The sequence below is a fragment of the Streptomyces sp. NPDC049887 genome (assembly GCF_040656535.1).
Lineage (GTDB): Bacteria > Actinomycetota > Actinomycetes > Streptomycetales > Streptomycetaceae > Streptomyces.
In genome coordinates this window covers 55,905-80,161 of the sequence record NZ_JBFAMM010000002.1, presented here as the reverse complement: position 1 = coordinate 80,161, position 24,257 = coordinate 55,905, and the positions used below count along the sequence as shown (strand labels likewise).

At 71.2% G+C, this 24,257-nt stretch carries 18 protein-coding genes; 11 read left to right on the top strand and 7 right to left on the bottom strand.

What is annotated here, in order from left to right:
- Positions 1–306: 306 nt before the first annotated feature.
- Complete coding sequence (locus AB0J10_RS02490; RefSeq protein ID WP_363056978.1) at positions 307–2,043, top strand: hypothetical protein; 1,737 nt, start codon at positions 307–309, stop codon at positions 2,041–2,043.
- 195 nt (positions 2,044–2,238) lie between these two features.
- Here AB0J10_RS02490 and AB0J10_RS02485 read toward each other — a convergent pair whose 3' ends face one another.
- From AB0J10_RS02485 to AB0J10_RS02475, 3 genes are all read right to left on the bottom strand, one after another.
- On the bottom strand, positions 2,239–3,288 hold the full coding sequence (locus tag AB0J10_RS02485) for an ABC transporter ATP-binding protein (RefSeq protein ID WP_363056976.1): 1,050 nt from the start codon (positions 3,286–3,288) through the stop codon (positions 2,239–2,241).
- On the bottom strand, positions 3,285–4,769 hold the full coding sequence (locus tag AB0J10_RS02480) for an iron ABC transporter permease (protein WP_363056974.1): 1,485 nt from the start codon (positions 4,767–4,769) through the stop codon (positions 3,285–3,287). The genes AB0J10_RS02485 and AB0J10_RS02480 overlap by 4 nt, the downstream gene beginning before the upstream one ends.
- Positions 4,770–4,911: 142 nt before the next feature.
- Positions 4,912–5,928 carry an iron ABC transporter substrate-binding protein gene (locus tag AB0J10_RS02475; protein ID WP_363056972.1) on the bottom strand — a complete coding sequence of 339 codons (1,017 nt, stop codon included), beginning with the start codon at positions 5,926–5,928 and terminating at the stop codon, positions 4,912–4,914.
- 359 nt (positions 5,929–6,287) lie between these two features.
- Between AB0J10_RS02475 and AB0J10_RS02470 the strand changes: the two genes are divergently transcribed.
- Positions 6,288–8,858, top strand: coding sequence for an AMP-binding protein (locus AB0J10_RS02470; RefSeq protein WP_363056970.1), 2,571 nt, complete (start codon positions 6,288–6,290; stop codon positions 8,856–8,858).
- A gap of 316 nt (positions 8,859–9,174) precedes the next feature.
- Here AB0J10_RS02470 and AB0J10_RS02465 read toward each other — a convergent pair whose 3' ends face one another.
- A complete protein-coding gene (locus AB0J10_RS02465; RefSeq protein WP_363056968.1) occupies positions 9,175–10,098 on the bottom strand; it encodes an NAD(P)/FAD-dependent oxidoreductase in 924 nt (307 codons plus the stop codon).
- 96 nt (positions 10,099–10,194) lie between these two features.
- Here AB0J10_RS02465 and AB0J10_RS02460 point away from each other — a divergent pair, with 96 nt between their 5' ends.
- Positions 10,195–10,875 (top strand): class I SAM-dependent methyltransferase, encoded by a 681-nt coding sequence (locus AB0J10_RS02460; RefSeq protein WP_363056966.1) that lies wholly within the window; start codon positions 10,195–10,197, stop codon positions 10,873–10,875.
- 43 nt (positions 10,876–10,918) lie between these two features.
- A complete protein-coding gene (locus AB0J10_RS02455; RefSeq protein WP_363056964.1) occupies positions 10,919–11,539 on the top strand; it encodes a TetR/AcrR family transcriptional regulator in 621 nt (206 codons plus the stop codon).
- Between the two features lie 251 nt (positions 11,540–11,790).
- On the opposite strand, the gene AB0J10_RS02450 is transcribed toward AB0J10_RS02455, so the two are convergent.
- Positions 11,791–12,360, bottom strand: coding sequence for a cyclase (locus tag AB0J10_RS02450; RefSeq protein ID WP_363056962.1), 570 nt, complete (start codon positions 12,358–12,360; stop codon positions 11,791–11,793).
- 457 nt (positions 12,361–12,817) lie between these two features.
- On the opposite strand from AB0J10_RS02450, the gene AB0J10_RS02445 reads away from it, so the two are divergent.
- Complete coding sequence (locus tag AB0J10_RS02445) at positions 12,818–13,465, top strand: dihydrofolate reductase family protein (protein WP_363056960.1); 648 nt, start codon at positions 12,818–12,820, stop codon at positions 13,463–13,465.
- Positions 13,466–13,759: 294 nt separating this feature from the next.
- Positions 13,760–17,113, top strand: coding sequence for a BTAD domain-containing putative transcriptional regulator (locus tag AB0J10_RS02440; RefSeq protein ID WP_363056958.1), 3,354 nt, complete (start codon positions 13,760–13,762; stop codon positions 17,111–17,113).
- A gap of 237 nt (positions 17,114–17,350) precedes the next feature.
- Here the strand turns inward: AB0J10_RS02440 and AB0J10_RS02435 are convergent, their stop codons facing one another.
- The gene (locus AB0J10_RS02435) at positions 17,351–17,842 is read right to left on the bottom strand and encodes an Lrp/AsnC family transcriptional regulator (protein WP_363056956.1); all 492 of its coding nucleotides are present in this window, start codon (positions 17,840–17,842) and stop codon (positions 17,351–17,353) included.
- A 93-nt stretch (positions 17,843–17,935) separates the two neighbouring features.
- On the opposite strand from AB0J10_RS02435, the gene AB0J10_RS02430 reads away from it, so the two are divergent.
- The gene (locus AB0J10_RS02430; protein WP_363056954.1) at positions 17,936–18,409 is read left to right on the top strand and encodes a rhodanese-like domain-containing protein; all 474 of its coding nucleotides are present in this window, start codon (positions 17,936–17,938) and stop codon (positions 18,407–18,409) included.
- Positions 18,410–19,199: 790 nt separating this feature from the next.
- Here the strand turns inward: AB0J10_RS02430 and AB0J10_RS02425 are convergent.
- Positions 19,200–19,880 (bottom strand): hypothetical protein, encoded by a 681-nt coding sequence (locus tag AB0J10_RS02425; RefSeq protein ID WP_363056952.1) that lies wholly within the window; start codon positions 19,878–19,880, stop codon positions 19,200–19,202.
- A 423-nt stretch (positions 19,881–20,303) separates the two neighbouring features.
- Here AB0J10_RS02425 and AB0J10_RS02420 point away from each other — a divergent pair, with 423 nt between their 5' ends.
- Genes AB0J10_RS02420 through AB0J10_RS02405 form a run of 4 tightly spaced genes read left to right on the top strand, consistent with a single transcriptional unit; the run spans position 20,304 to position 24,257 of the window.
- On the top strand, positions 20,304–20,900 hold the full coding sequence (locus AB0J10_RS02420) for a hypothetical protein (RefSeq protein ID WP_363056950.1): 597 nt from the start codon (positions 20,304–20,306) through the stop codon (positions 20,898–20,900).
- Positions 20,897–22,021 carry a cyclophane-forming radical SAM/SPASM peptide maturase GrrM/OscB gene (gene grrM / locus AB0J10_RS02415; protein ID WP_363056948.1) on the top strand — a complete coding sequence of 375 codons (1,125 nt, stop codon included), beginning with the start codon at positions 20,897–20,899 and terminating at the stop codon, positions 22,019–22,021. The genes AB0J10_RS02420 and grrM overlap by 4 nt, the downstream gene beginning before the upstream one ends.
- Entirely contained in the window at positions 22,018–23,505 is a 1,488-nt protein-coding gene (locus AB0J10_RS02410; protein ID WP_363056946.1) for an asparagine synthase-related protein, read from the top strand. Before grrM ends, AB0J10_RS02410 begins: the two co-directional genes overlap by 4 nt.
- The gene (locus AB0J10_RS02405) at positions 23,502–24,257 is read left to right on the top strand and encodes a hypothetical protein (protein WP_363056944.1); all 756 of its coding nucleotides are present in this window, start codon (positions 23,502–23,504) and stop codon (positions 24,255–24,257) included. The genes AB0J10_RS02410 and AB0J10_RS02405 overlap by 4 nt, the downstream gene beginning before the upstream one ends.

The following is a 24,257-nucleotide window of genomic DNA, read 5'->3' as shown; positions in this document are numbered from 1 at the left end:
CGGCCGGTCCGCCCGCTCCGCCGTATCCGCAGGGCAACCCCCGGGCATGGATTCGGCAGTCGTGCGGTGGGTGCACGAGGTGCCGGGGCGGATGCGGCAGACGAGGACGGCTCCCCGGGTCGGCGACTGCGCACGACGGCACCTCCGTGGACGCGGGGCCGTGGCGGAGGGCCGATGACCACGGCCGCACCTGTCCCGGCCCGAGCGCCCGCGCTCGCCCCACTGGCGGTGCGCCGGGCGTAACCGGTGGGCACGGTGGACCGTTCCTCTCTCGTATGCCAGGTCCGGTCGAGCGAGGGGTCCGCCTTGCCTCCATTCAGCGTCCGCGAAGTCCGCCCCGCCGTGCGGCGGGACGCGTGGCCCCGGCCCGCGAGAAGCACCGGCCTCACCGGTCGCTCGCTCCGCGACACGGCTGCCGTCCTGCTGGGCACCGTTCTGATCGCCCTGCGGGGCTCACGGCTCGGTCGCTGGGTGGTCGACGACGCCGCGATCACCTTCGCCTACGCCCGCAGCATCGACGAGGGCCTCGGGCCGGTGCAACAGGCCGGCTCGCCTCCGGTCGAGGGCTACTCCAACCCGGCCTGGCTCGCCCTGCTGGTACTGGGCAGGTGGCTGGGCCTGTTCGATCACCGCACCTACTTCGGTGTGCCGGACCAGGTCCTGTACCCGAAGGTCCTCGGTGTCCTGTGCACGCTGGGCATCCTGATCGCCGTCTCCCGCGTCGCGGGGCGGCTGGTGACGAATTCCTGGGCGGTGGTGCTGTTCTGCGGTGTGTTTCTGGCCGGCAACATGTCGTTCGTTGCCTGGATGTTCTCCGGACTGGAGAATCCGCTGTACGCCCTGCTGGCCGTGCTGATGGCCGCCGTGCTCGCTTGTGCTCTGCTGGACGACCGGCTCACCGCGGCAGGGCCTGCTGTGCTGACGGGGCTTCTGGCACTGATGGCGGCCCTGACCCGCCCGGACGGGGCGGTCCTGGCGGCGGCCTATCCCGGGGTGCTGTTGCTGCGGGTACGGCGAGCGACGCTGGGCGCGTCCGCCCGCGCGGCGGCCTGTGCCGTAGCTGCCTTCGCCGTGCCGTACGCCGCCTTCCTCGGGTGGCGCTATGCCGTGTTCGACCGTCTCGTGCCCAACACCGCGCTGGCGAAGGCACAGGACGCTCCGACGTGGGAGTCGTTCTCCGGGACCGGGTCCCTCCTGTCGTTCGCCGGGTGGACGGCCGTGCTGGCCGGCGCTCTGGTGACGGGAGCGGCCCTGGAGCGGCCTGGACCCGTGCGGAGGGCACTGCCGGGTGTGCTCGTACCCCTCGCCCTCACGCTCGCTGCCTTCGGCGTGCTCAATCCGGACTGGATGCGCATGTTCCGCTTCGCGACGCCGGTATGGGCGCTGGCGTCGCTTGCCGTCGGCATCGCTCTGACGGACCAGGCGGAACGAGGAGCACAGCGCGCCAGAATCGTGGCCGGCGTCACCGTCTGCACGGCGCTGCTCGTGTCCTGGAGCGGGCAGCGAGAGCGCGCCGCCTCGTTCCAGGCCCATCCCACCCTGCCCGTGTGCCATGTCGCCCACCGCTACGGCGCGGTGTTCAACGAGTACGCGAAGCGCCTGGACCTGGCCGACGGCACACTTCTCGCCCCGGACCTCGGTGGTACTCTCCTCACGAGCAACCTCGCCGTCAGGGACCTCGCGGGCCTCACCGAGCCCACCATCGCGGACGCCTACGCCGACCGGAACATGACCGCTCTGCGGCACCATGTCTTCACGACCCTCCGGCCCACCTTCATCCACACCCACGGCGTCTGGGTCACCACCCCCGGGCTGACCGTTTCCCGGCTGACCGCCGCGGGCTACGTTCGCCTCTACTCCGAGGGCACCGGCGGCGACTGGGTGCGAGCGGACGCTGTTGCCGACCCGCGGCAGCTTGCCGCCACCAGGGCATGGGCTGCCCGGGAGGTACCGAGGTTGCTCAGCCGGTACAGGACGAACCCCAACGAACCCTGCGGCCAACTGCGCCCGGGCCTCATGCTCACGGCCGCCCGCCCCTCCTGAATCCTCGGGCGCGGGGACTGCGGCGGCAGTGTCCCGACCGATGCCGGAGTCCGCTCGGTCGCACAGGTCCTGGTCGGGATCCACCTGCACCCGCGCCGGGGCCGGCCGTTGGACGAGGCTGAACGGACCGGCCCGCCCCGCCGGCCCGGCCAGCGAGGCCATGCGGCCGACCGCGACGCCCTCCCGACCTCTGGGTCAGGCCGGTGTCCTGTGCAGGGTGGCCTCGCCCGTGACGCGGATGCCGACCAGCCCGCCCAGGGGCACCTGGAGCGGGCCGGGGGCGCGGATGTCGATCGCCTGGTTCACGCCGTCGACGGAGACGGTGACCATGGAGTCGTGGCCGAAGAACCGGACGTCGGTGACGGTGCCTCGGGCGGCTGCCGTGGCCGGGTCGGTCAGATGGAGCTGTTCGGGGCGGAGGAGGACGAGGCCCTCGCCCAGTCCGGGCGGTGCGGCGACGAGGGGGATCCGGCCGAGCGCGGTGGCGGCTGCCGTGTTCGTCTCCGCGGTACCGGCGATGAAGACGGCGTCGCCGACGAAGGACGCCACCCACGGGTCGGCGGGGCGCTGGTAGATCTCTTCGGGGACGGCGCACTGGGCCACCCGGCCGTGGCGGAGGACGGCGACGACGTCCGCCGTGGAGAGGGCCTCCTGCTGATCGTGGGTGACGAGGACGGCGGTGGCGCCGGTGGCCCGGAGCGCGGCGCGGACGTCCGCTCGTACGGCTCCGCGCAGTCCGCTGTCGAGGGCGGTGAACGGTTCGTCGAGGAGGACGAGTTGGGGCTCGGGGGCGAGGGCGCGGGCCAGGGCGACGCGTTGTTGTTGCCCGCCGGAGAGTTCGTGCGGCATCCGGTCGCCGTAGCCGCCGAGTCCCACGAGTTCCAGCATCTCCTCGACGCGCCGTGCGCGGACGCGGCGATCCGTTCCCGTCAGTCCGAAGGCGATGTTGCGGGCCACGCTCAGATGAGGGAAGAGGGCGCCTTCCTGGGGGACGATGCCGATGCGCCGGCGTTCGGGTGGGAGGTGGACGCCGGGGCCGGTGAGCGTGCGACCGGCGACCGTGACCGTGCCGGCGTCGGCGTGCAGGAAGCCGGCGATCACACGCAGCAGGGTGGTCTTGCCGCAGCCGGAGGGGCCGAGGACGGCGGCGAGGTGCCCGCCCTGGACGGTGAGGTCGAGGCCGTCGAGGACGTTGACGCCGGGACCGTACGACTTGACCACGCCACTGACCTGGAGGTCGTTCATGTGCGGTGCCTTCCGAGGACGTAGGAGGGGACGGCGGCCAGGAGGATGAGGGCTGCGGCGTACGGTGCCGCGGCTGCGAAGGACCCGCTGCCGGTCTCGGTCCACAGCCGGGTCGCCAGCGTGTCCATACCGGTGGGGCGCAGCAGCAGGGTGGCGGGGAGTTCCTTCATGCAGACGACGAAGGTGAGGGCCGCGCCGGCGGCGACGCCCGGTGCGGCGAGCGGCACGGTGACCTCGCGCAGCACCCCGAAGGGCGTGCGCCCGAGGGAGCGGGCGACTTCGTCCAGCACGGGTGGTGCCTGGACGACGGCGGCGCGGGTGGCCGCCACCGCGACGGGCAGGAACAGCACCGCGTAGGCGCAAATCAGCAGGGGCGTCTCCTGGTACAGCGGTCGGACGTAGCGGACCGCGAAGAAGACCAGAGCGAGTGCCACGGTGATGCCCGGCACGGCGTGTCCCGCGTACGCCGCCTGTTCCAGGAGATGGGCGAACCTGCCCCGGTGGCGGGCCGCGATCACACCGACGGGCAGGGCCAGGACGGTGGTGAGGGCGGCGCCGCCGGCGGCGACGGCGAGGGTGGTGAGCGCGGTGGTGGTGAGGGTCGCCGGGTCCCATGTGGCGGAGGAGCCGACCGCGAGCCAGTACCCGAGGGTGGCGAGCGGGAAGCCGACGGCGGTCGCCACGACGGTCCCGCACCAGGCGAGGGCGGGCAGCCGCAGTCGGCCGAGCGCGGCGGGAGCGGTCCGTCGGGCGGTTCCGGCACCGGTGCGCGAGTACCCGGCCCGGCCGCGGCTGCGGGTCTCCGCGGTCACGAGCGCGACGGTCATCAGGACGAGCACCGCGCTGAGTGCGGCCGCCGGGGTGCGGTCGAAACTGGCCCGGTAGGACGTGTAGATGCCCCGGGTGAAGGTGTCGTACCGCATGAGGGACACGGCGCCGAAGTCGGAGAGCACGTAGAGCGCGACAAGGAGCCCGCCGCCCGCGGCGGCCGGCCGCACCTGGGGCAGGGTGACCCGCAGGAAGGTGCGCAGCGGGCCGTGGCCGAGGGAGCGCGCAACCTCCTCGTGCCCGGGGTCGGTGCCGCGCAGGGCGGCGGCGACCGGCAGGTACACGTACGGGAAGCTGGCGAGGGTCAGCGCGAGGGCGGACCCCGTGAACCCGGCGAGCGAGGGGGCCGCGGAGAGCCAGGCGAAGGCGGTGACGTAGCTGGGCACGGCCAGGGGCAGCGTGACCAGGACCGACCAGGCGCGGGCGTGGGGGAGGGCGGTGCGCGTGGTCAGCCAGGCCAGCGAGACGCCCAGGAGGAGGCAGGCGGCGACGACGGTGGCGCTCAGGCCGAGGCTGCGCAGGAGCAACTGCACGCTCCTGTCGCCCGCGACGACGTTCCAGGCGAAGGCGGGGCCGCGTTCGAGGGCGCGTACGGCGAGGTAGCCGAGGGGCAGGACGGCGAGGGCCGCCGCGACGCATGCGGGCACGATCACGACCCACGAGGGTCCGGCGGCGCGGTGGACGCGGCCGCCGGAGTGCTTCGGGTCGGCGGCACGCTGCCGCCCGGCGGGCGCGGGGGCGCTCGCCGGGCGGGTGTCGTGACGCGTCCGGACGGGGGAATCCGGTGGGATCACGTCAGACCAGTCCGGCTTCCTGGAGCATCGCCAGCGTCTCCTTGAGCGAGTCGAGCCTGCCGAGGTCGATCTCCGGAGGCTGGAGGCTCTCCAGCGGCGGTACGCCTTCGGCCTGCTCGACGCCCGCGGCCAGGGGGTACTCCTTGGTCTCCGCGGCGAAGTAGCGCTGCGACTCGGTGGACAGCAGGAAGTCGGCGGCCTTTTGCGCATAGGCGCTCTGCTGCTCGTCGGCACCCTTCATCAGACCCACACCGGCGACGTTGACAAGGCCGCCCGGGTCACCCTTGGGCAGGTAGTGCACCTTGGCCTTGAGCTTGTCGGCGCCCTTCTCGGCCGCCTGCTCGTACCAGTAGTAGTGGTTGAGCAGGCCGAGGGACACCTCGCCGGTGTCGACGGCGTCGAGGACGTTGAGGTTGCTCTCGTACGCCTTCGGCTTGTTGGCCTTGAGGCCCTTGAGCCAGGCGCGTGCGGCCTCGTCGCCCTCGAGGACGCGCATGCCGGTGACGAACGCCTGGAACGAGGCGTTGGCCGGGGCGAAGCCGATCTTGCCCTTCCATTCCGGCTTGACCAGGTCGTGGACGCTGTCCGGAGGCGTGGGCGCCTTGTCCGGGTTGTACGCGATGACCCGGACGCGCCCGCTGACGCCCACCCAGTCCCCTGCGGCGCTGCGGTAGGTCGGTGCCACCCGGTCGAGCGTCTTCGGGGGCAGCGGCGCGAGCCGGCCCTCCTTGGACAGCGCACCGAGCGCGCCTGCGTCCTGGGACAGGAAGAGCCCGGCCTCCGTCTTGTCGCCCTCCTCCAGGAGCTGGGCGGAGAGTTCGGCGCTGTCGCCGTAGCGGACGTCGACGCTGGTGCCGAGGTGCTCCTCCAGCTTCTCGATGAGCGGCCCGACGAGGTTCTCGTTGCGGCCGGAGTAGATGACGAGCCCGGCCGGCTCGTCGCTGCAGCTCGCGAGGGCGGGGAGGGTCAGGGTGGCCGCGGCGAGCGCGGTGAGACTGCGGGCCAAGGGGCGTCGCATGACGGGCAATGCCTTCCTGCCGTGCTCAACGCCGTCACCGCGCTGGCGGCCCCCCGTGCCCGGAGGGCTCAGGGGGAGGTGCCACCGCGAGCGGCGAAAACGGTGCCGAGGGGAGAAGCTGTGAACAAAGCATTAATAAGGTAAAGCTTACCTAAGGGTCAAGTGCACTGTATAACGGCTTGGCCGCAGATGAGCCCGCCGGGCAGGGTGCGCCATCCCTCCGCCGCGCTTCCACACGCCCAATTCCCAAGCCTCGTCCGCCTGTTCGCGACGGCGGCGGGGCGCCGTCGTCGCTCTCGCCGCCCCGCGGGCCAGGGGCCCCCTTCCCGATTAAGGAAAGCCTTACCTACGATGCGCCCGTGACGCTCCACCCGGCACCGCTCATCAGCGGCAAGACGCTTCCCCTCGCCCGCGACCTCGCGGCCCACGGCGACAGGACCGCCCTCATCACCTCGGGCGGTGAGATCTCCTACCGTCAGCTGGCCGGGCGAGTGGCGGACACCGCACTGCGCCTCGGAACCGGACGGCGGCTCGTGCTGCTGCCCGGGGCCAACACCGTCGAGGCGGTCGTCGTGCTTCTCGCCGCCCTGACGGCGGGACATCCCGTGCTCCTCGTACCCGGGGACCATCCGGAAGCCGTGGAGGCGCTGACCGTCGCCTACAACCCCGACGTGGTGGTCCGTCCGGGCCCCGCCGGGTGGCGGATCGAGGAGCGGCGGGCCGGCTCCGCCCATGTGCTGCACCCGGACCTGGCCATGCTGCTCAGTACCTCCGGATCGACCGGATCGCCGAAACTCGTCCGGCTCTCGTACGAGAACCTCCAGGCGAACGCCGAGTCGATCGCGACCTACCTCGGGATCCGCGACACCGACCGGGCCGCCACGACCCTGCCGATGCACTACTGCTACGGCCTGTCCGTCGTCCACAGCCATCTGCTGCGCGGAGCCGGGCTCGTCCTCACCGATCTCTCGGTGGCGGACACCTGCTTCTGGGACCTGTTCCGCGCCGCCCGCGGCACGGCGTTCGCGGGCGTCCCGTACACCTTCGACCTGCTGGACCGGGTCGACTTCGCCGGTATGGACCTGCCGCACCTGCGGTACGTCACCCAGGCCGGCGGCCGCCTCGCCCCCGACCGGGTCGTCCGCTACGCCGAGTTGGGGCAGCGGCGAGGCTGGGACCTCGTGGTCATGTACGGCCAGACCGAGGCGACCGCACGCATGGCCTACCTCCCGCCGGAGCTCGCCGCCGCGCATCCGGAAGCCATCGGTGTGCCGGTTCCCGGAGGCTCCTTCACCCTCGAACCCGTCGAGGAGGCGGCCGAAGAAGGCGTCGGTGAACTCGTCTACGACGGGCCGAACGTCATGCTGGGCTACGCCCGTACCCCTGACGACCTCGCCCTGGGCCGCACCGTGGACACCCTGCGCACCGGCGATCTGGCACGGCGCACCGAGGAGGGCCTGTACGAGATCGTCGGCCGCCGCAGTCGGTTCCTGAAGATCCTCGGCCTGCGGATCGACCCCCAGCAGGTCGAGGCCGTGCTCGAACGCCACGGGCTGAGCGCGCTGTGCGCGGGCGACGACGAACGGCTCGTCCTCGCGGTCGTCGGCAGGCCCGGGGAGGACGTGCGGCGGATCCGAAGACTCGTGGTGGACGAATGCGGGCTTCCCGCCAGGGCGGTCCGTGTCCACCTGCTGCCGGACCTCCCCCGCCTGCCCTCGGGGAAGCCCGACTACGCGGCAGTCCGTTCCCTCGACCGGACGGCCGACCGGACCCTGGTCGACGACGGGGACGGCGAGGACCTGTGCGCCCTGTACGCAAGGATCCTGGACCGTCCGGACGTGACGCCGGACAGCACCTTCGTCGGCCTCGGCGGCGACTCCCTCTCGTACGTCGAGATGTCGCTCCGCCTCGAGCAGCGCCTCGGCCATCTGCCGGCGAGCTGGCACACCACACCGATACGCTCCCTCCGCTCACCCGAACCCAAGCCGCCCTCACGGATCCGGGCCCTGGAGACCAGCGTCGCCCTGCGCGCGGTGGCGATCGTGTGCATCGTCGGCTCGCACATCCGGCTCTTCGAGATCCGCGGTGGCGCGCATCTGCTGCTCGCCGTGGCCGGGTTCAACTTCGCCCGTTTCCTGCTCACCTCCGCAGAGCGTCGCGAACGCGTCCGCCGTACCGGGCGGAGCATCGCGCGCATCGCGCTGCCGTGCATGGCCTGGACCGCCTTCGCCCTGCTGATCGGCGCCGACTACGACCTGAGCAACGTACTGTTGCTGCACAACGCGCTCTTCCCCCAGGACATGGGACCGGGCATACACCTGTGGTTCGTCGAAGCGCTCGTCTACATCCTGCTGGCGATCCTCGCGTTGCTGGCCATTCCCGCCGTCGACCGGGCGGAGCGACGCTTCCCCTACGGGCTGCCCCTCGCCCTCGTCGCGATCGGCCTGCTCACCCGCTACGAGCTGGTGGGCCTCCCCGACCGCTCCCAGATCACCGACGCGGTCACCGTCTTCTGGCTGTTCGCCCTCGGATGGGCGGCCGCGAAAGCCCGCACGACGCCCCATCGGCTGCTCGTCACCCTCGCCGCGCTCTCCACGGTCCCCGGCTTCTTCCCGGGCGAACCCCGTCGAGAGGCGTTCGTCGTCATCGGCTTCGTCCTGCTGGTGTGGTTCCCCACGCTGCCGAGCAACCCCCGGGTCAACCAGGTGGCGGGACTCCTCGCCGCCAGTTCGCTCTCCATCTATCTGACGCACTGGCAGATCTACCCGATCCTCGACGACGTCTCCGAGCCCTTGTCGCTCGTCGCCGCCGTCCTCTTCGGCATCGGCTACGCCAAGGGAACGGAACTTCTGTTGCGCAAGCTGCCGCCGCTGTCCCGGCTCGTTCCCGTGCGGCCGGGACTCCCCGGCTCCCACGGGAAGACCACCTGACGCCCATCGACGTCAGGCACGCCGATCGGGTCCGGCATCGCCACCGTGGTGGCGTGCCACGTGGGGTTCGCCGCGGAAGGCGTCGTTCGGGCGTGTCGATGTCGTGCCGGGTGCGGACGGCCCGGTCCGGTGATCGGTCGAGCCGTCAACGGTGCGGGGAGCATCGGCGTGGGTGCGGGGGGCTCAACGGCGCCCTGGCCCGCAGACCGAGTCGATCTCGCTCGGCCTGCGGCGGTTCCCGCGGCCGACCGCCGGACGCCTTTCCGGCACCCGTGCGCCCTGCCGGGCGGTGCCGTCGCCCGGGGCTTCGGGGCGGTCAGACCAGGTGGGCGAAGTGGACGGCGTCGGCGGCGGCACTTCCGGCGGTGACGGCGGCAACTGCTCCCTGTTCCCAGGTCCTTCCGGTCAGGTCGCCTGCGGCGTAGAGGCCGGGCACGCTGGTCCGGCGACCGTCGTCGACGCTGACGTAGCCGTCGTTCAGAGCGAGACCGTGGTCCTCGGCGAGGCGTTCCACCAGCGGGACCTGCCGCTGCCGCTGCGGCCAGAGCAGGGTCTGGCGCTCCAGGAGCGTGCCGTCGGCCAGCTCCACGGCGTGCAGGTCGCCGTCGGTGTGGTGCAGGCGGGTGATCTCGCCCTGGACGAGGTCGCTTCCCTGCTCGCGCAGGCTTCGGCGCAGTTCGTCGGCGCCGGGCAGTGAGGACGGGGCGACGGCTATGGCATCGCCGGTCCAGGCGCGGAAGGCGGTGGCGGCCATGCCGAGGTAGAGGGGTTCGTCGGAGACCAGGGCCCAGGTGCGGTCGGCGTTCTCCTCGCCGATGCAGAACGGGCAGTGGATCACCGTGCGGCCCCAGCATGCGGCGAAGCCCTCCACCCCGTCCGGGTGCTGGTCGATGACACCGGTGGCCAGGATGACGTTCCGGCCCCACACCATCGCGCCGTCATCCGCGCGTACCCGGAATCCGTCGCCGTTCAGCGGGGTGATCTCGTCGACCGTGGCGTCGAGCCGCTGGGCCAGTCCGTAGCGGCGCAGCTCCTCCCAGGCGCGGGAGCGCAGCTCGTCTGGGGTGGCGCCCTCCAGTCCGATCAGGCCGTGCACGCCACGGGAGGCGGCGTTGCGGGGCGGGGCGGGGGACTCGATGACCAGGGTGCGCTGCCGATAGCGGGTGAGGGCCAGCGCGGCGGTCAGGCCGGCGGGCCCTCCGCCGACGATCACGGTGTCGTACTGGGCGGTGCGCTCCATGGGGTGCCTCCGATAGGACTTGACGAGAACGAATGACCAGTGGTCATACTACTGACCAACGGTCATTCGTTCGATCCCATTCCCACCGGAGGAAATGTGACCCACACCACCGGACACGCCTGCGACACGCAGGACGGCAACGACAACCACGGACCCGGGGCCGCCTCGTACCCGGACTTCGCGTGGGACGACCTCTACGCCGGCGACGGCAGCGACACCGCCGCCCCCGACCTGGCGCTCCTGGCCCCCGCCGACGGCCTCCCGCCGGGCAGGGCCCTGGACCTGGGCTGCGGCGCCGGGGGCAACGCCCTCGCGCTCGCCGAACGCGGCTGGCGTGTCACCGGAGTGGACCTCGCCCCCCGTGCGATCGCCTCCACTCGTGCGAGTGCCTGCGCCCGCGGCCTGGACGACCGGGTGGATCTCGCCGTCGCCGACAGCGCCGTCTGGCAGCCCGAGACCGTCTACGGCTTCGCCCTCAGTTCCTACGCGCTGCCGCCCCGCGGCCCCGCCCGTACAGCGACCCTGGCCACCCTGGCCACCGCCCTGGCCCCGGGCGGGATCCTGGCCCTCGGCGAGTGGGACGAGGAGGCCTGCGACTGGGGAAAGTCCGGTGACCTGGCCAACCTCGCCGAACTGACCGAGGCCTTCATCGGCCTCGGCCTGGACGTCGTGCGCGCTGAACGGCAGGTCGTCCCGCGGATCCAGCACCCCGGCGAGGACCATGCGGTCGTCGTCGTCGCCCGCAAGCCGCATGACACCCTGGAGGCCACCGGCTGACCGACCACCGGTCGGTCAACCACCTCACGACGAAGGAGGGACCGTGCCCGCGGACAAGTCCGCCCCCGCCCAGCCCACCGGCCGCTTCCAGCCCCCGGACGTCCGCCGCCGCCAGATCCTCGACGCCACGGCCGCCCTGCTCCTGGACGACGGCCACGAGGCGCTGACCGTCAGCAAGGTCGCCGCCCGCGCCGGGGTCGCCAAGGGCACGGTCTACCTCTACTTCGACTCCAAACAGGAGCTCCTCGCCGCTCTCCAGGCCGAGATGTGGGACCGCATGCTCCAGGGGCCCACGGCCCTCCTGAAGGAGCCAGGGCTGACCTGGACCGAACGGCTCGACGGCCTCGTCGCCGCCTGGGTCGCCGCGGAAAAGGACCACCACGAGCTCTACCACCGGCTCTTCCACGAGCCCGGCGGCAGCACCGAGGAGCCCATGACCGCCGCCCGCGACCTGCTCGTCACCCTCCTTGCGGAAGGCCATGCGGCAGGTGAGTTCGACGTCTCCGACCCCGAACTCACCGCCGACTTCCTCACCCACGCCTACACCGGACCCTGTCACCACACCCGGACCGGCACCGACGTCACCACCGCCGTGCAGGGCCTCTTCCGCCGCGTCGTCGCCGCCCACCCGCCGATGCCGGGGGCCGCCCCCACCGCGGACTGACCGCCGATCCTCGCGCCTGTCAGGTGTGCGTCGTCACTTGACCGAGTCCGCCAGTCGAGGACCACCGGGCTTCGGCACCCCCGGGCCCCGCCCTGGTCGTGTGCTCCTGAACGGCCCCCTCGCCGCTTGATCTGCCAGAAGCCAGAAGCCAGAAGCCAGAAGTCAGAACCGGGAGCCAGAAACCGGGAGTCAGGGGCCGCGGAAGGCCCGCCGAGCCGTGGCACCTCCCGGGCCGCCGCCGAACTGCCGGGTCAGCCGATGGTCGTGGAGGTGAGCACCGGGTTGGGGGAGGGGTAGCAGGACGTCGGCACGCTGACGGTGACGAAGAGGATCGGGACGCTTGCGGTGAACGTGAGGCCGGGACTGCTGTAGCTGGAGCCGGCGAGCCGTGTCTCGATGGTGCCGCCGGACGTTCCGGCCGTCAGGTCCATGGTCAGCGCCGGCAGGGTGAAGGACCGCCCGCCACCGATGGGTCCGGGCACCGACATGACGATCTCCCCGCCGCTCACGCTGACGGTGGGGGTTCCCGAGCCGATTCCGGAACCGCCGGTGAGGCGGGTGCCCGTCAGTGTCGCGTTGGTCGGGATCGGGGCCTTGAGAGTGATGTTCTTGATCGACTTGACCGTGTAGCCGCTCACCGAGCCGGGGACGGTCATCGATTCGGGGGCCAGCGTGACGGAGAGGGAACCGCCGGGCGAGACGGTGTCCGGCGCGTCGGCGTCGACACCGGCGGAGAGGTCGAAGGTCTGCGCGGAGCCGATCGGCGGGCTGGCCTGGCAGGCCATGTCGAGAGTGGTGCCGGCGGCCGATGCGGGGCTCATCGCCAGGCATGTGAGCGCCAGAGCCGCAGCCCCTGCCATCGGCAGGCGTAAGTGTGCTGATCTCCGGATCATGACCGTCCTCCTCGGGGTCCGGGTGCACGTCGAGCGGAGCACTCGGCCGTGCACTGGTGTGTCGCGTGCATGACAGCACTTCCGGGGTGTGATGTACAGGGCCGTGCGCCCGCCGTCGTCCTCCCGCCCTGCCGTCTTGGGCGCCGCGGCGCCGGGCAGTGCGTCCGCGGCCCACCCGGACCGGTGGGAGTCCCGCTCCTCCGCGCCCGTGTGCGGTCCCCGTCGGCGCCCTGCCGGTTCGCCGGCGAGCGGACTTCCGAACCCCGCGAGCATCATGGGTGGGGACATCGGTCGGCCCGATTCTCCGACCGGTCAGCGACGCGGCGATGAGTTCTCCCGGCCCGGACGGTCCGACCCTCGTTGTCCGGCAGCACTGGAGGAACCCATGGATCAGCTCTTGCGAGTCCAGAACTTCAACGTCTCAACCGACGGCATCGGTGCCGGTGAGGACCAGACCTTCGAGAAGCCGTTCGGTCACGGCGTCGATCCCGCGAGGCTGTTCGCGTGGGCCGGTGCCACCGCGAGCTGGCCCATGCGCACGGATCCCGGCGGGAGCAGGGGCCTCGACGACTACTTCACCCGCGACTACGCCCGCAACATCGGTGCCGAGATCATGGGCCGCAACAAGTTCGGGCCCCAGCGCGGGCCCTGGAAGGACCACGAGTGGCGCGGCTGGTGGGGCGACGAGCCGCCGTTTCGCACCCCGGTGTTCGTCATGACCCACCACAGGCGTCCCTCGTTCACGCTCTCCGACACCACGTTCCACTTCGTCGAAGGCGACCCGGCCACGGTCCTCGAACAGGCGCGGGAGGCGGCGCAGGGCAAGGACGTCCGGCTCGGCGGCGGGGTCACCACCGTCCGGCAGTTCCTCGACGCCGACCTCGTCGACACGATGCATGTGGCGGTCTCGCCGGTGAAGCTCGGGTCCGGACTACGACTGTGGGAGTCACCTGATGAGTTGCTCGACCGGTTCCAGCTGGAGGTCGTGCCCAGCCCGAGCGGTGTGACGCACCACCTGTTCTGGCGAAGGTGACCGGTTGCCGAGGGGCGGCCCCGATCGGCTGTCCGTCTCCTCGGGCCGCCCCCGGACCGGACGGGGGTACGCGTGGACGTCGAGGGCGATGAAGCGTTCGAGGCAGCGCAGGACGTCCCTCTCGGCATGCCTTCGGCCGTGCGGGGGGCCAGTGTCCCTCTGCCCGCAGCCCGTGGCGCATCCGGACCGGAGCGATCACGCGCAGTGCGCCGTCGGCCTGCCCGTCGCCGCCGCGCACCCGGCGCATCGGACACCCGCGCGCGCCCACGGCCGGTCGGCGGACACAATGGCCGGGTGCAATACCGCGTACTCGGCCCGACTCAGGCATTCCACGACGACGGTACGCCCGTCGCGCTCGGCGGCGCCCGGCTGCGGGCGCTGCTGACGGCGCTGGCGCTGCGGACCGGACGCACGGTCCCGGTGGGCGTCCTGGTCGGCGACATCTGGGACGGTGACCCGCCCTCGGACGCGGTCGGTGCCGTGCAGGCGCTGGTCGGACGGCTCCGCAGGGCCCTGGGACCGGCCGCCGTGGCCGCCGGGGACGGCCGCGGGTACCAACTGCGCGCGCAGCGCGACGAGGTGGATCTGCACAGGTTCGACCGGCTCGCGGGCGAGGGGACGCGCGCCATGGCCGACGGCGACGCCCGCGGGGCGGCGGCGCTCCTCGACGAGGCGCTCGCGCTGTGGCGCGGCCCGGTACTGGCGGACCTGCCGGGGCGGCTCGCGGAGGCCGCCCGCTGGGAGACCCGACGGCTCGATGCCCAGCGCACCCGGCTGACCGCGGTGCTCGCGATCGGCGGCAGGGCGGAGGAGGCCCTCGCGGAGCTGGCGGAAGCGTGCGCCGCGCATCCGCTCGACGAACGGCTCCAGGAGCTGCGGATCACGGCGCTGCGGGATGCCGGCCGCACCGCACAGGCGCTCGCCGCGTACGAGGACGTCCGCCGTGTTCTCGCCGACCGCCTGGGCACGGACCCGGGGCCCGGTCTGCGCGCGCTGCACGAGGAACTGCTGCGCCCCTACCCTCACAAGGCGGGCGGCACTTCCCCGGCGGCCCCGCCGGCGGCCGACGCCTCGCCGGGCACTCCGCCGCCCGGGAACCTGCGCGCCAGGCTCAACAGCTTCGTGGGGCGCGAGCCCGATCTGCGGGCCATCCGGGCGGATCTGGCCCGGTTCCGCCTCGTCACGCTCGTGGGAGCGGGCGGCTCGGGCAAGACGCGGCTGTCGCAGGAGGCGGCCGAGCGGGCCGCGGCGGGCCCCGACCGGCCTTGGCCTGACGGCGTCTGGCTCGCCGAACTCGCGCCCCTGGAGGACCCGGAGTCCGTCCCGGAGGCGGTGCTCAGCGCGCTCGGAGGACGCGAAACCGTGCTGCGGGGAGCAGGCGCGGAGGAACTCCGGGCAGGCGGCGAGCGACAGAGCGGCGACGCCTTCGTGCGGCTCGTCGAGTACTGCTCGCGGCGGCGCATGCTGCTGCTCCTGGACAACTGCGAGCACGTCGTGGAGACGGCGGCCGCACTCGCCCAGCGGTTGCTGGAACGCTGCCCCGGGCTCACGGTTCTGGCGACCAGCCGGGAACCACTCGGTGTGCCGGGGGAGTTGGTGCGGCCCGTGGGACCGCTGCCCATCCCGGTGGCGCTGCGCCTGCTCGCCGACCGCGGCGCGGCCGCGCGCCCCGGCTTCCGCATCGACGCGGACGAGGTGACCGCGTCGGCATGCGCCGAGATCTGCCGCCGTCTCGACGGGCTCCCGCTCGCCGTCGAACTCGCAGCCGCGCGACTGCGGATGCTCACGGCCCCCCAGATCGCCGACCGCCTCGACGACCGGTTCCGGCTGCTCAGCACGGGCGCGCGGACCGTACTGCCGCGGCAGCAGACCCTTCGTGCGGTCGTCGACTGGTCCTGGGACCTTCTCGACCTCCCCGAACGCGCCGTGCTGCGCCGCCTCTCGGTCTTCGCCGGTGAGTGCGACCTCACTGCGGCGGAATCGGTCTGCGCCGACCCGGCCGACCGTACCCGCGAGCGCCACCCGGCACCGGACGTCGCCGCGCTTCTGGGGGCCCTCGTGGACAAGTCGTTGGTCGTCGCCGTGCCGGGCCCGGACGGCGGAATGCGGTACCGGCTTCTGGAGACCGTGGCCGAGTACGCGGGGGAGCGGCTCGACGAGGCCGCCGAGCGGGAAGCCGCCGAGCGCCGGCACCTGGTGCACTACCGGGAGCTGGCGCGGAACCTCGAGCCCCGGCTGCGCGGGGCTGGTCAGCGTGCCGCGCTCGCCCGGCTGCAGCTGGAACACGACAACATGCGAACCGCGCTGCGGCACGCGGTCGCCGCGCGCGACGAGCACGAGGGGCTCAGTCTGGTGCTCTCGCTCGCCTGGTACTGGCAGCTGAGGGATCTGCGCGGCGAAGCCCGCCACTGGACGGACGCCGTCGCCGCCCTGGGGCCCGACCCGTTCGCGCATCCCGTCGTACCCGCCCCGCCGCTGACGGAGCGCTGCACGGACACCCCTCCGCCGCTGCGGCCGGAGCTGCTGACGGAGGCGCGCCGACAGGTCCGGCTGGTGCGGATGGTCAACATGGACCATGCGATCGAGGAGTGGATGACCCCGGAGCGCCGCCGCTGGCTGGATCGCGTGACCGAGGCCTACCACCCCGGTCTGCCGCAGGCGTGCCGCTTCCCCGCCTCGCTGTGGTTCTTCGCCGTCCTCATCGCCGGTGACGGCGAACGCGTGCTGGAGGTCCTCGACACGACCGTCCGCACCGCGGAGGAGGCGGGTTGCGAGTGGGAGTTGGCGGCGGCGCTGCAAGTGCGGGCCAACGCCTTGGCCAACCGCACCCTGTGGGCGGGCGACGCACGCCGTGACGCGGACCGCAGTCTCAAGATCTTCGAACGGCTCGGCGATGCCTGGGGTGCGGCCGAGGCGCTGTCCGCCCGCGGCGAGGCCCATGAACGCAGCGGTGCCTACGAGGCGGCCGCCGAGGACTTCCGCCGGGCGATCGACCGCGCGGCCGTCCTCGGTGCGCAGAGCCAGGTCTCGCTGCTGCGGGCGCGGCTCGCTGCCGTGCTCGACGAGACGGGCCGCGGGGCCGAAGCCGAGACGATCCTGCGCGAGCTGCTCGCCGCGGGTCCCGAGAGCGGTTACGAGGGTGTGATCGCCGCCCGGCTGATCCTGGCGCTCCGGCTGGCCAGGACCGGTCGCACCGCCGAGGCGCGCAGCCATCTCACGGCGCTGCTGGACGACTTCCGCACCGAGACGCTCGCCGTGTTCGAGGGGCTGGCCCACGGTGTCCTGGCCTGTGTTGACGTGCTCGACGGCGAGTTCGAGGACGCTCTGGTCCGCTGCCGTCGCGCGCTGCAGCTCGGCTGCACCCCACTGTCCATGATGGTCAGCCCGCAGCTCTCGGCCTCCCAACTGCTCACCGCGGCGCGGGCGCTGATCGGGCTCGGCGGCGAGGAACGGGCGCTGCGCGCGGCCCGGCTCGTCGGCGCCCACGAGGGACTGCTGCCGCCCGGCCACTTCCTCAGTTCCTTCGAGCGGGAGAACCGCCGGCTGGCGGAGGAGTCCGCACGCGCCGTGCTCGGGGACACGGGGTTCGAGGCGGCGCGCGCCGAGGGCGGCGGTCTGGGTCTTGAGGAGGCCGCAGCCCTGGTCTGAGCCGCGGCACGGTCAGTGCTTCCCGGTGAACCGGGACGCCGCGTGCGGCGGCGTGACCACCCCGACGGCGTCCCGGCCCGGCGTCGACCACCCGGAGTGGGCCACCGTCCCGCGTCGATCAGGCTCCGGGCGGCGTCCGCGGCGGGGGACCTGGCGGTGGTGCCCCCCGTGGTGGTGCGGTTCGCGGACTAGCACAGGCATGGGTGAGCTCATCGGCCTCGAGGAGCCACAAGACCGTCATGCACGTCGATGCGCCCGGTCCTGCCGCTCCGGCGATGCGGCCATCGTCGTGATCGCGCGGTCCGAAAGCGGGCTGGAGTAGACGACGCTGGTCGTGACGGAGCCGAGTCCGGCGATTCGGCCCGTCGTTGCTTCGAGGTGGCTCATGGAACCGGCGAGGACCTTGAGCACGAAGCAGTCTTCGCCGGTGACGTGGTGGGCTTCCATGATCTCGGGTGTGGTCGCAACCAGATCATGGAACGGTTTGTAGTTGCCCGTGGGGTAGCGGAGGCGGACGAAGGCCAGGATGCCGAGACCAAGCCTTTGCGGGTCCACCACTGCCGAGTAACCGCGGATCACACCGCTCTCTTCCAGCCGGCGCACACGCTCGGTGACAGCACTGGCCGACATGGACACGGTCCGTGCCAGCTCGGCGTAACTGGCCCGCCCATCCTGTTGCAGGGCTTCCAGGATGCGCATGTCGATCTGGTCGATGAAATCGGCGGCCATGGAGAACAAATACCACGACATCCCCGGTCGCGGTCCGGAACGGCCGGGGATTGCCCGTTCCTGCACGTGGCCGTACTTCGTAGTGTTTCGCCCATGAACAACCCTGCCGCAAGCCCCGCACTGCACGTGCCGCCCGCGCCTCCCGTCGACGCCGCCGCCTTCTTCACCGCACGCCTCACCTTCCAGGCGGACGTCTCCGACGTCCGCGCCTCACTCGACTCGGGCGATCCGGGCTTCGTCCTGGTCGATTCGCGCGGGAGTGCCGGCTGGCAGCAAGGTCATGTGCCGGGCGCGGTCCACCTGCCCACCGCCGACATTCCGACCCGAGCCGCAGGCCTTCTCGACCCGAAGGTCCCGGTCATCACCTACTGCTGGGGGCCTGGCTGCGACGGCGCCACCCGCGCGGCGCTCGCCCTCAGCCGGCTCGGCTACCGGGTCAAGGAGATGATCGGTGGCATCGAGTACTGGATCCGGGAGGGCTTCCCGGTTGCATCTCCGACCGGTACCGAACAGCGCGAGGCGGACCCGTTGACCGCTCCGATCGGCTCCGCCACCTGCGCGTGCTGACGGACACCACACGGCTGGGCGGCACAGTCCGCCCAGCCGTGCCGGCCGACCCGGCTACGGTGGCGAGATTGCGCGCTGCCCGTGCCACGTTCGAGCGGGCCGAACCTCTCCCTGCCGCCCCCTGTCCCCGGCGCTGCTGACCTTCCTCCTCGCGGCGCTGCGCACCGGCTGACGCCACGTCCGCGTCCCGGGAAGCTGCGCCGGCCGCCCGGTACGGGTGACGGGGGCACGGCCTCGTCCGGGGCGGACGGACGCCGGAAGTCCGGCGTTCGGCCGCTGTGTTTATCCGCCCGGCGTGCCTCTCCTCGGGAAATACTGCGCGCGGAAGCAATGGACCGGAAATCAAATCCCCCTGAATACCCGACGGCAGTCCAGTCGCACCCGCAACATCAGCCACGAGCCCAGCGCCCATCGACTGCGGATTCAAGTCATAGGACCCCGGACGAGTCTGTGAATCTTGTTCGCGTGGAGTCCCGATGCTACGCTGCGTGCGCAACTGCACAGTCGCGAATCAGAGTTCCAGCAACCGGATTCCGAGGGAGTGTGGAACACATGGCCAACCAAGCCGGCGACGATGATCGTGCCTTGTTGGAAATGCTTGATCATGCGGACTCGCCCATCTCCGTCTCGTCCACGGGTGATATGAGGTCAATGAAGAGCCGCATTCAGGACGCTCGAGACACCGGCGACGGATCAAGTCCGGGATCGTGCTATTCCCACAGCAGTTGGGGAAACTGACAAGGCATGCGGGCGGCATCTGCGGGCCGGAAGTGAAGGCGGTCGCCGTGATTCACTTCCGGCCCGCGGTCGGCGCGAAGCGCCCGAAGACCAAGAGGGCGAGATCCACGCGTCCCGAATCGTTGGTCGCGCCGTCGTGAATGAGGTTCTGCGGGTTGCAGAAGTAGCCCTGGCCGGGCTCGATCCTCACCTGAAGCACCGGATGGGACGGAAAACGGCCGAGGAATTCGTCCTTGATTCGTTCGGCCGAAGCAGGTGCCGTGCCGGGTTGCCCGAGATCCCGGGTGATCTGCCCGGCGGTGCGATCAACGACGAGCAAGTAGCGCTCCACCGTCCCGAGATTCACTCCGAGCACGCCGAAGTCTCGGTTCTTCTCGTTGCGGAACGAGGCGCCCTGCAACCACTCGTTGTCGATGTGCAGCCCGACGTACGCCCCCGATCCGTAGTCGTACGCAGTGCCACGACTCGACGCCTCCACCATGTGGATGGCCTCGTGCTCCGTCCGAACGCAGCGCAACACGCCCTGACTCTCGATGAGGTCGGTGCACTCCTCGGCGGCGGTTCTCGCAACACGACCCGATCCGTGCCTCCCCCCGACCGACCGCACCGAGTCGACCAAAGCCTGTCGATGCCGGCCGGCGAATTCCCTTCCGAGATCGAAGACTCCCACGATGCGGGACAGATCGTCGCCCGGGTCGAGTCGCTTCCTGCTCCAATGCGTTCTGCTCCCCACGGAGGGACTCCATGGCAGCCGGGGATGGAAAACGCGTCGACCGTCGGGGGAGACGCCGGCCGGACAGGACCCGTGGCTGGCGAGAGTTATCGGGGCGGCAACGCCGCCGGGTAACCAGCTGAGCAGTGAAACATCGCCTGGGGATTCGACTCTCACATGGTCCGCCTGCAGATCGGAGTGCGAATGAACGGCGGCAGTCTACCGACCGGCCTTCCGCCCAGCAAGGACGGGGAAATCGCTCTGAACGTCCTCACCGACGTGACGGTGGAATTCTCGCCGGGCACATATGCGAGCGGGCCTCCGGGCGGTCCACCGGCCTACTTCGCCCGCCCGGATTGGCGCCCAGTCCGGCCCGACGTCGTGCGAGGGGCGACGAACCGCCGGCCCGCTCCTCCGCTCAGTCGCGCCGTGACGGTCGTGCGCATGGGAGGCGACGCCCTGCACCTCGCGCGCCGCGAGCTTCTCCCGGCCGTCGCCGGGGGCGGGCCTGCTCACCGGCGGGTGGCACTCGGACGGGTTCGTTCCGGCATGGAGGCCCACCTGGGCCGGGAGTACGGCATACGGTGCCACGACCGCGGCCCGGCGGACTGCGTCGTCCACCGGCCCGGACTCGTCTCCACGGCATTCGACTTCGACAGCGGGCATTTCGTCGGCCTGCACATCGACAATCACCAGCGACTTCCCCTCGGGCACCGGGATCGATCCCACGTCCTTTTCGCCGTCAACGTCGGTCTCAGTCACCGCTACGTCGTCTTCGTGCCGCAGACCGTGAAGGGACTGCTGGGACGCCTCGGGAAGCTGACCAAGTCCGGTCTCGATGAGACCGACTCGGTGGCATTGAAGGAAGAGTTTCTCGTGACGTATGCCGACGAACCGGTCCTCAGGATCAGACTCGAGCCGGGCGACGCATACCTGTGCAGCCCTCAGAACCTGATCCATGACGGGGCGACGAACGAGTCCGGATCGGCGGACGTCGCTGTGCTCATGTCGGGTGACTACCGATGGAGGGTGCCCCGGTGAATACCGATCGCGGAGTGCAGCAGGTGGTCCTGCAAGCGACACCTTTCTGCAACATTGAATGCACCTACTGCTATCTACCCGATCGTAACCGCTACAAGGTGATGGGTACGGAGGTGGTCGACGCGCTGGCCGATCTACTGCTGTCGGGTTGCTCCGATGCCGAGGTGCTCGAACTCAGATGGCACGCAGGTGAACCACTCACCGCGGGCATCGCCTTCTACGAGGACGCCGTCTCGATCATCACGGCGCGCCTGTCCGGGCGCTACCGGATCCGGCACAGCGTGCAGACCAACGGCACCCTGATCAGTAGTGCATGGTGCCGTCTGTTCAAGGAGCACTCCTTTCGTGTCGGCGTGAGCATCGACGGCCCCGAGGAGATCCACGACCGCCACCGGGTGACGCGAGGTCAGAAAGGGAGCTTTCGCGGTGCGATGCGAGGAATCACCTGTCTGCGCGAGGAGGACGTCCCGTTCGACACCATATCCGTGGTGACTCCCGCAACGCTCGAGCAGCAGGATCACTTCCTGGATTTCCTTGAAGCGACGGCGCCGCGTTCGGTGGGCATCAATGTCGAGGAAACCGAGGGGAGTCACCGATCCGCGTCCCTCGCCACCGGTGGGTTCGAGCCGGCGTTGCAGAGATTCTTCGAGCGGCTCCTGGGGTGGGAGAAGAGGACCGGAATCCCGGTGCGGGAGTTCAGCAGAGTCCGCCGGTCGATCCACGGTGACGGGTTCGGTGCGGTCAACGACCAGGCGCAGCCATTCGGGTTCATCACTGTGGACGTCGACGGCAATCTCTACACCTTCTCGCCCGAACTGGCCGGACTCACCCATCCGGCATACGGGTCGTTCTCGATCGGGACCGTGTGGACGTCGTGGCCGGAATTGTTCGCGAGTGCGAGCCTCCGCGCGCAAGTCGCCGCGGTGGGGAACGGTGTCGAGCGCTGCGAAAGGACGTGCGACTACTTCTCGGTGTGCGGTGGCGGAGCACCGGTGAACAAACTCTTCGAGAACGGCACCTTCGATTCGGCCGAGACCGCCATGTGCCGATGCACCGTGAAGTACGTGACCGACGTCGTCGTCAGCGACATGGAAGCGTCTTCGAGGCGTGGTGGGAAATGATCGGGATCACGGTTCGCGGCGACTGCGAATGGACGGTCGAACGACTGCGGAGGTCCATCGCCGCAAACGCACCTCAGGAGATCCTCGACGCACGTGGTCAGTTCGTCGTCGTGTCGGAGGAACCGGACCGGACGACGATCGTCACCTCCCGTGGAGGCGTACAGCTCCACTTCTACGCACGAACCAGGAGCGGTGTCGTGCACGGGGGGACGGTCGGTGAGGTCCACGCCCGCTCCGGCCTGCCTTGGCGGTGGAACCATCGGGCACTCGGTGACTACCTCGCCCTGGGCCATGTGCTCGGTGACGACACCGTGGTTGCGGGTGTCCGGCGAACCCCACCCGGGTCCGTGACGACCATCGAGTCCGGCGAGGTGACGCTGGTGCGTGACCGTCGGCGACGGATTGCCGACGCCTTCTCGGTCACCGCCTTGCGGGATGCGTTGGAGACGGAGGTGATGCGATCGTGGCGGGGCGGTGGCGACGTACTCTGCCTCACGGGCGGCCTGGACTCCCGACTGCTGCTGTCGGTCCTGCTGCGGAACGGGGTGCGGCCTCGCGTCCTCGTGTGCGGTCAGCCGCGTTCCGACGACGTTCTGATCGCTCGGGAGATCGCGGCCCGGTTCGCGCTGGATCTCGTGGAGTGCCAGGTCACCGCAACGGACTTCCTCCTCGAAGCCGATCGGATCGCACAACGGACGAACGGCGTCCTGCCGGTCAGCCACTGGCCCGGGGTGCTGTTCGCTCGGTACGCCGAGGGGGCGCGGCTGTTCCTCGGCTTCAACGGTGAGGCGGCCAGAACCACCTACGACGAGATCGCCCGACACCGGCTGATCCGTCGTCTGATGCCACCCGACGGCCGATTCGCGCGGCGGAAGTGGCGGCTCCGCCACGATCTCGCCTTGACGGAGCGGGAGTCCGAAGCGTTCCACCCCGAGCTCCGGGAGGGCCTGGCCGAAGCGGCCTGCGGCGACCGGCTGGAACGCCTCCTGCGCGTCGGCGGGGGGCTCGGAGCGGCGCTGGACCACGCCTTCGCCACCGAGCGGACGCCGAACAAGACCGGCGCCGACCTGGCAGCCGTCTCCGGCTTCACCGAGTGGGCCGTCCCGTTCTGCACTGACGCATGGTCCACCCTCGCACGGGCGGTGCCGTGGTATCGCAGAGGGAGGGGATCGATTCATCGCCGGCTGATACGCCGACTCGAACCCGCCCTGCTGCGGTTCCCGACGGAGGGTCGGGGACGCCGCCGGAGGCCGTGGGCCAGCGCCATCCACCAGGTGGAACCCCCTCGTCGGCACTTCTTCGATCAACTGGAGTACCAGGACGCCCGTCTCGTGGCCTACATGCGGGCCGAGGCGGGACGGTTGGACGATCTGGTCGACTGGAGTGCCATCGAGTCGAGCGGTCCCGAACTGCGCAGTCGGCTGTTGTTCTCATTGGCGAGCGTCGGAGCACTGCGGCGCCTGACGAAGGGACTTCCCCGTTGATCGTCGTCAAGCAGTACGGAGAACCGAGGACGGGCACCAACGTGCTCCGGAAGCTGCTCTCGGACGAGCGCTCCGGCCCTCTCGTGCTGATGCACGCTCTCGGCGACAAGCACAGCCCGCCGGCCCCTTTCGCACACGTCTGGTCGCAGGTCCGCGGCCACCCTGACGCCGCATTCGAATTCCTGCACCGTACGACCATGGCGCGTCCGGCCGACACCACCGACCCACACGACCCGGAGCAGGCCCGGTTCCTCAGGCAGTGGGCATCGCCGGTCGCGGAGGCCTACCGGTCCGGCACGTTGCATGCGGTCGTCTCGGTCAGGGCTCCCCGCTCGTGGCTGGCAAGCCTGTGGCGGTTCGAGGTCCGGGCGCTGCGACGGCCTCCCACCACGCCGGCCGACGCGATCGCCCGGTACACGCGGAACTACCGGAGCTGGCTCGCACTCCGGAAGGCGGGTCTGCGCGTCCTCGTCGTCAGGTGCGAGGACCTGGTCGAGGGATGCGGGCGGACGATGCAGCGGCTGCGGACGGAGCTGGGGCTCGCCGCGGACGTCCGGCCGGCCGTTCTGCCGCGCCTTCCCGTCCGGCCGTGCCCGTGGGACCACCGCTGCCCGGCCCTCGAGACCGCGAGTCCGTCACCCCGGGATCAGCCGCCCATGGGAAGAGAGCACAAGCAGGCGATCGAGCGTGCCCTGGGGCACGTGGACGACGGGCTGATGCGAAGGCTGGGCTACGGCACGGACGGACCGTGA

What these genes read in the sequence shown, in the direction of transcription:
- AB0J10_RS02435 (WP_363056956.1), bottom strand. Translation starts at nt 17,842, where the DNA reads ATGGCCGCCGATTTCATCGACCAGATCGACATGCGCATCCTGGAAGCC.
- AB0J10_RS02420 (WP_363056950.1), top strand. Translation starts at nt 20,304, where the DNA reads ATGGGAGGCGACGCCCTGCACCTCGCGCGCCGCGAGCTTCTCCCGGCC.
- AB0J10_RS02430 (WP_363056954.1), top strand. Translation starts at nt 17,936, where the DNA reads ATGAACAACCCTGCCGCAAGCCCCGCACTGCACGTGCCGCCCGCGCCT.
- AB0J10_RS02475 (WP_363056972.1), bottom strand. Translation starts at nt 5,928, where the DNA reads ATGCGACGCCCCTTGGCCCGCAGTCTCACCGCGCTCGCCGCGGCCACC.
- AB0J10_RS02465 (WP_363056968.1), bottom strand. Translation starts at nt 10,098, where the DNA reads ATGGAGCGCACCGCCCAGTACGACACCGTGATCGTCGGCGGAGGGCCC.
- AB0J10_RS02485 (WP_363056976.1), bottom strand. Translation starts at nt 3,288, where the DNA reads ATGAACGACCTCCAGGTCAGTGGCGTGGTCAAGTCGTACGGTCCCGGC.
- AB0J10_RS02445 (WP_363056960.1), top strand. Translation starts at nt 12,818, where the DNA reads ATGGATCAGCTCTTGCGAGTCCAGAACTTCAACGTCTCAACCGACGGC.
- AB0J10_RS02410 (WP_363056946.1), top strand. Translation starts at nt 22,018, where the DNA reads ATGATCGGGATCACGGTTCGCGGCGACTGCGAATGGACGGTCGAACGA.
- AB0J10_RS02450 (WP_363056962.1), bottom strand. Translation starts at nt 12,360, where the DNA reads ATGAGCCCCGCATCGGCCGCCGGCACCACTCTCGACATGGCCTGCCAG.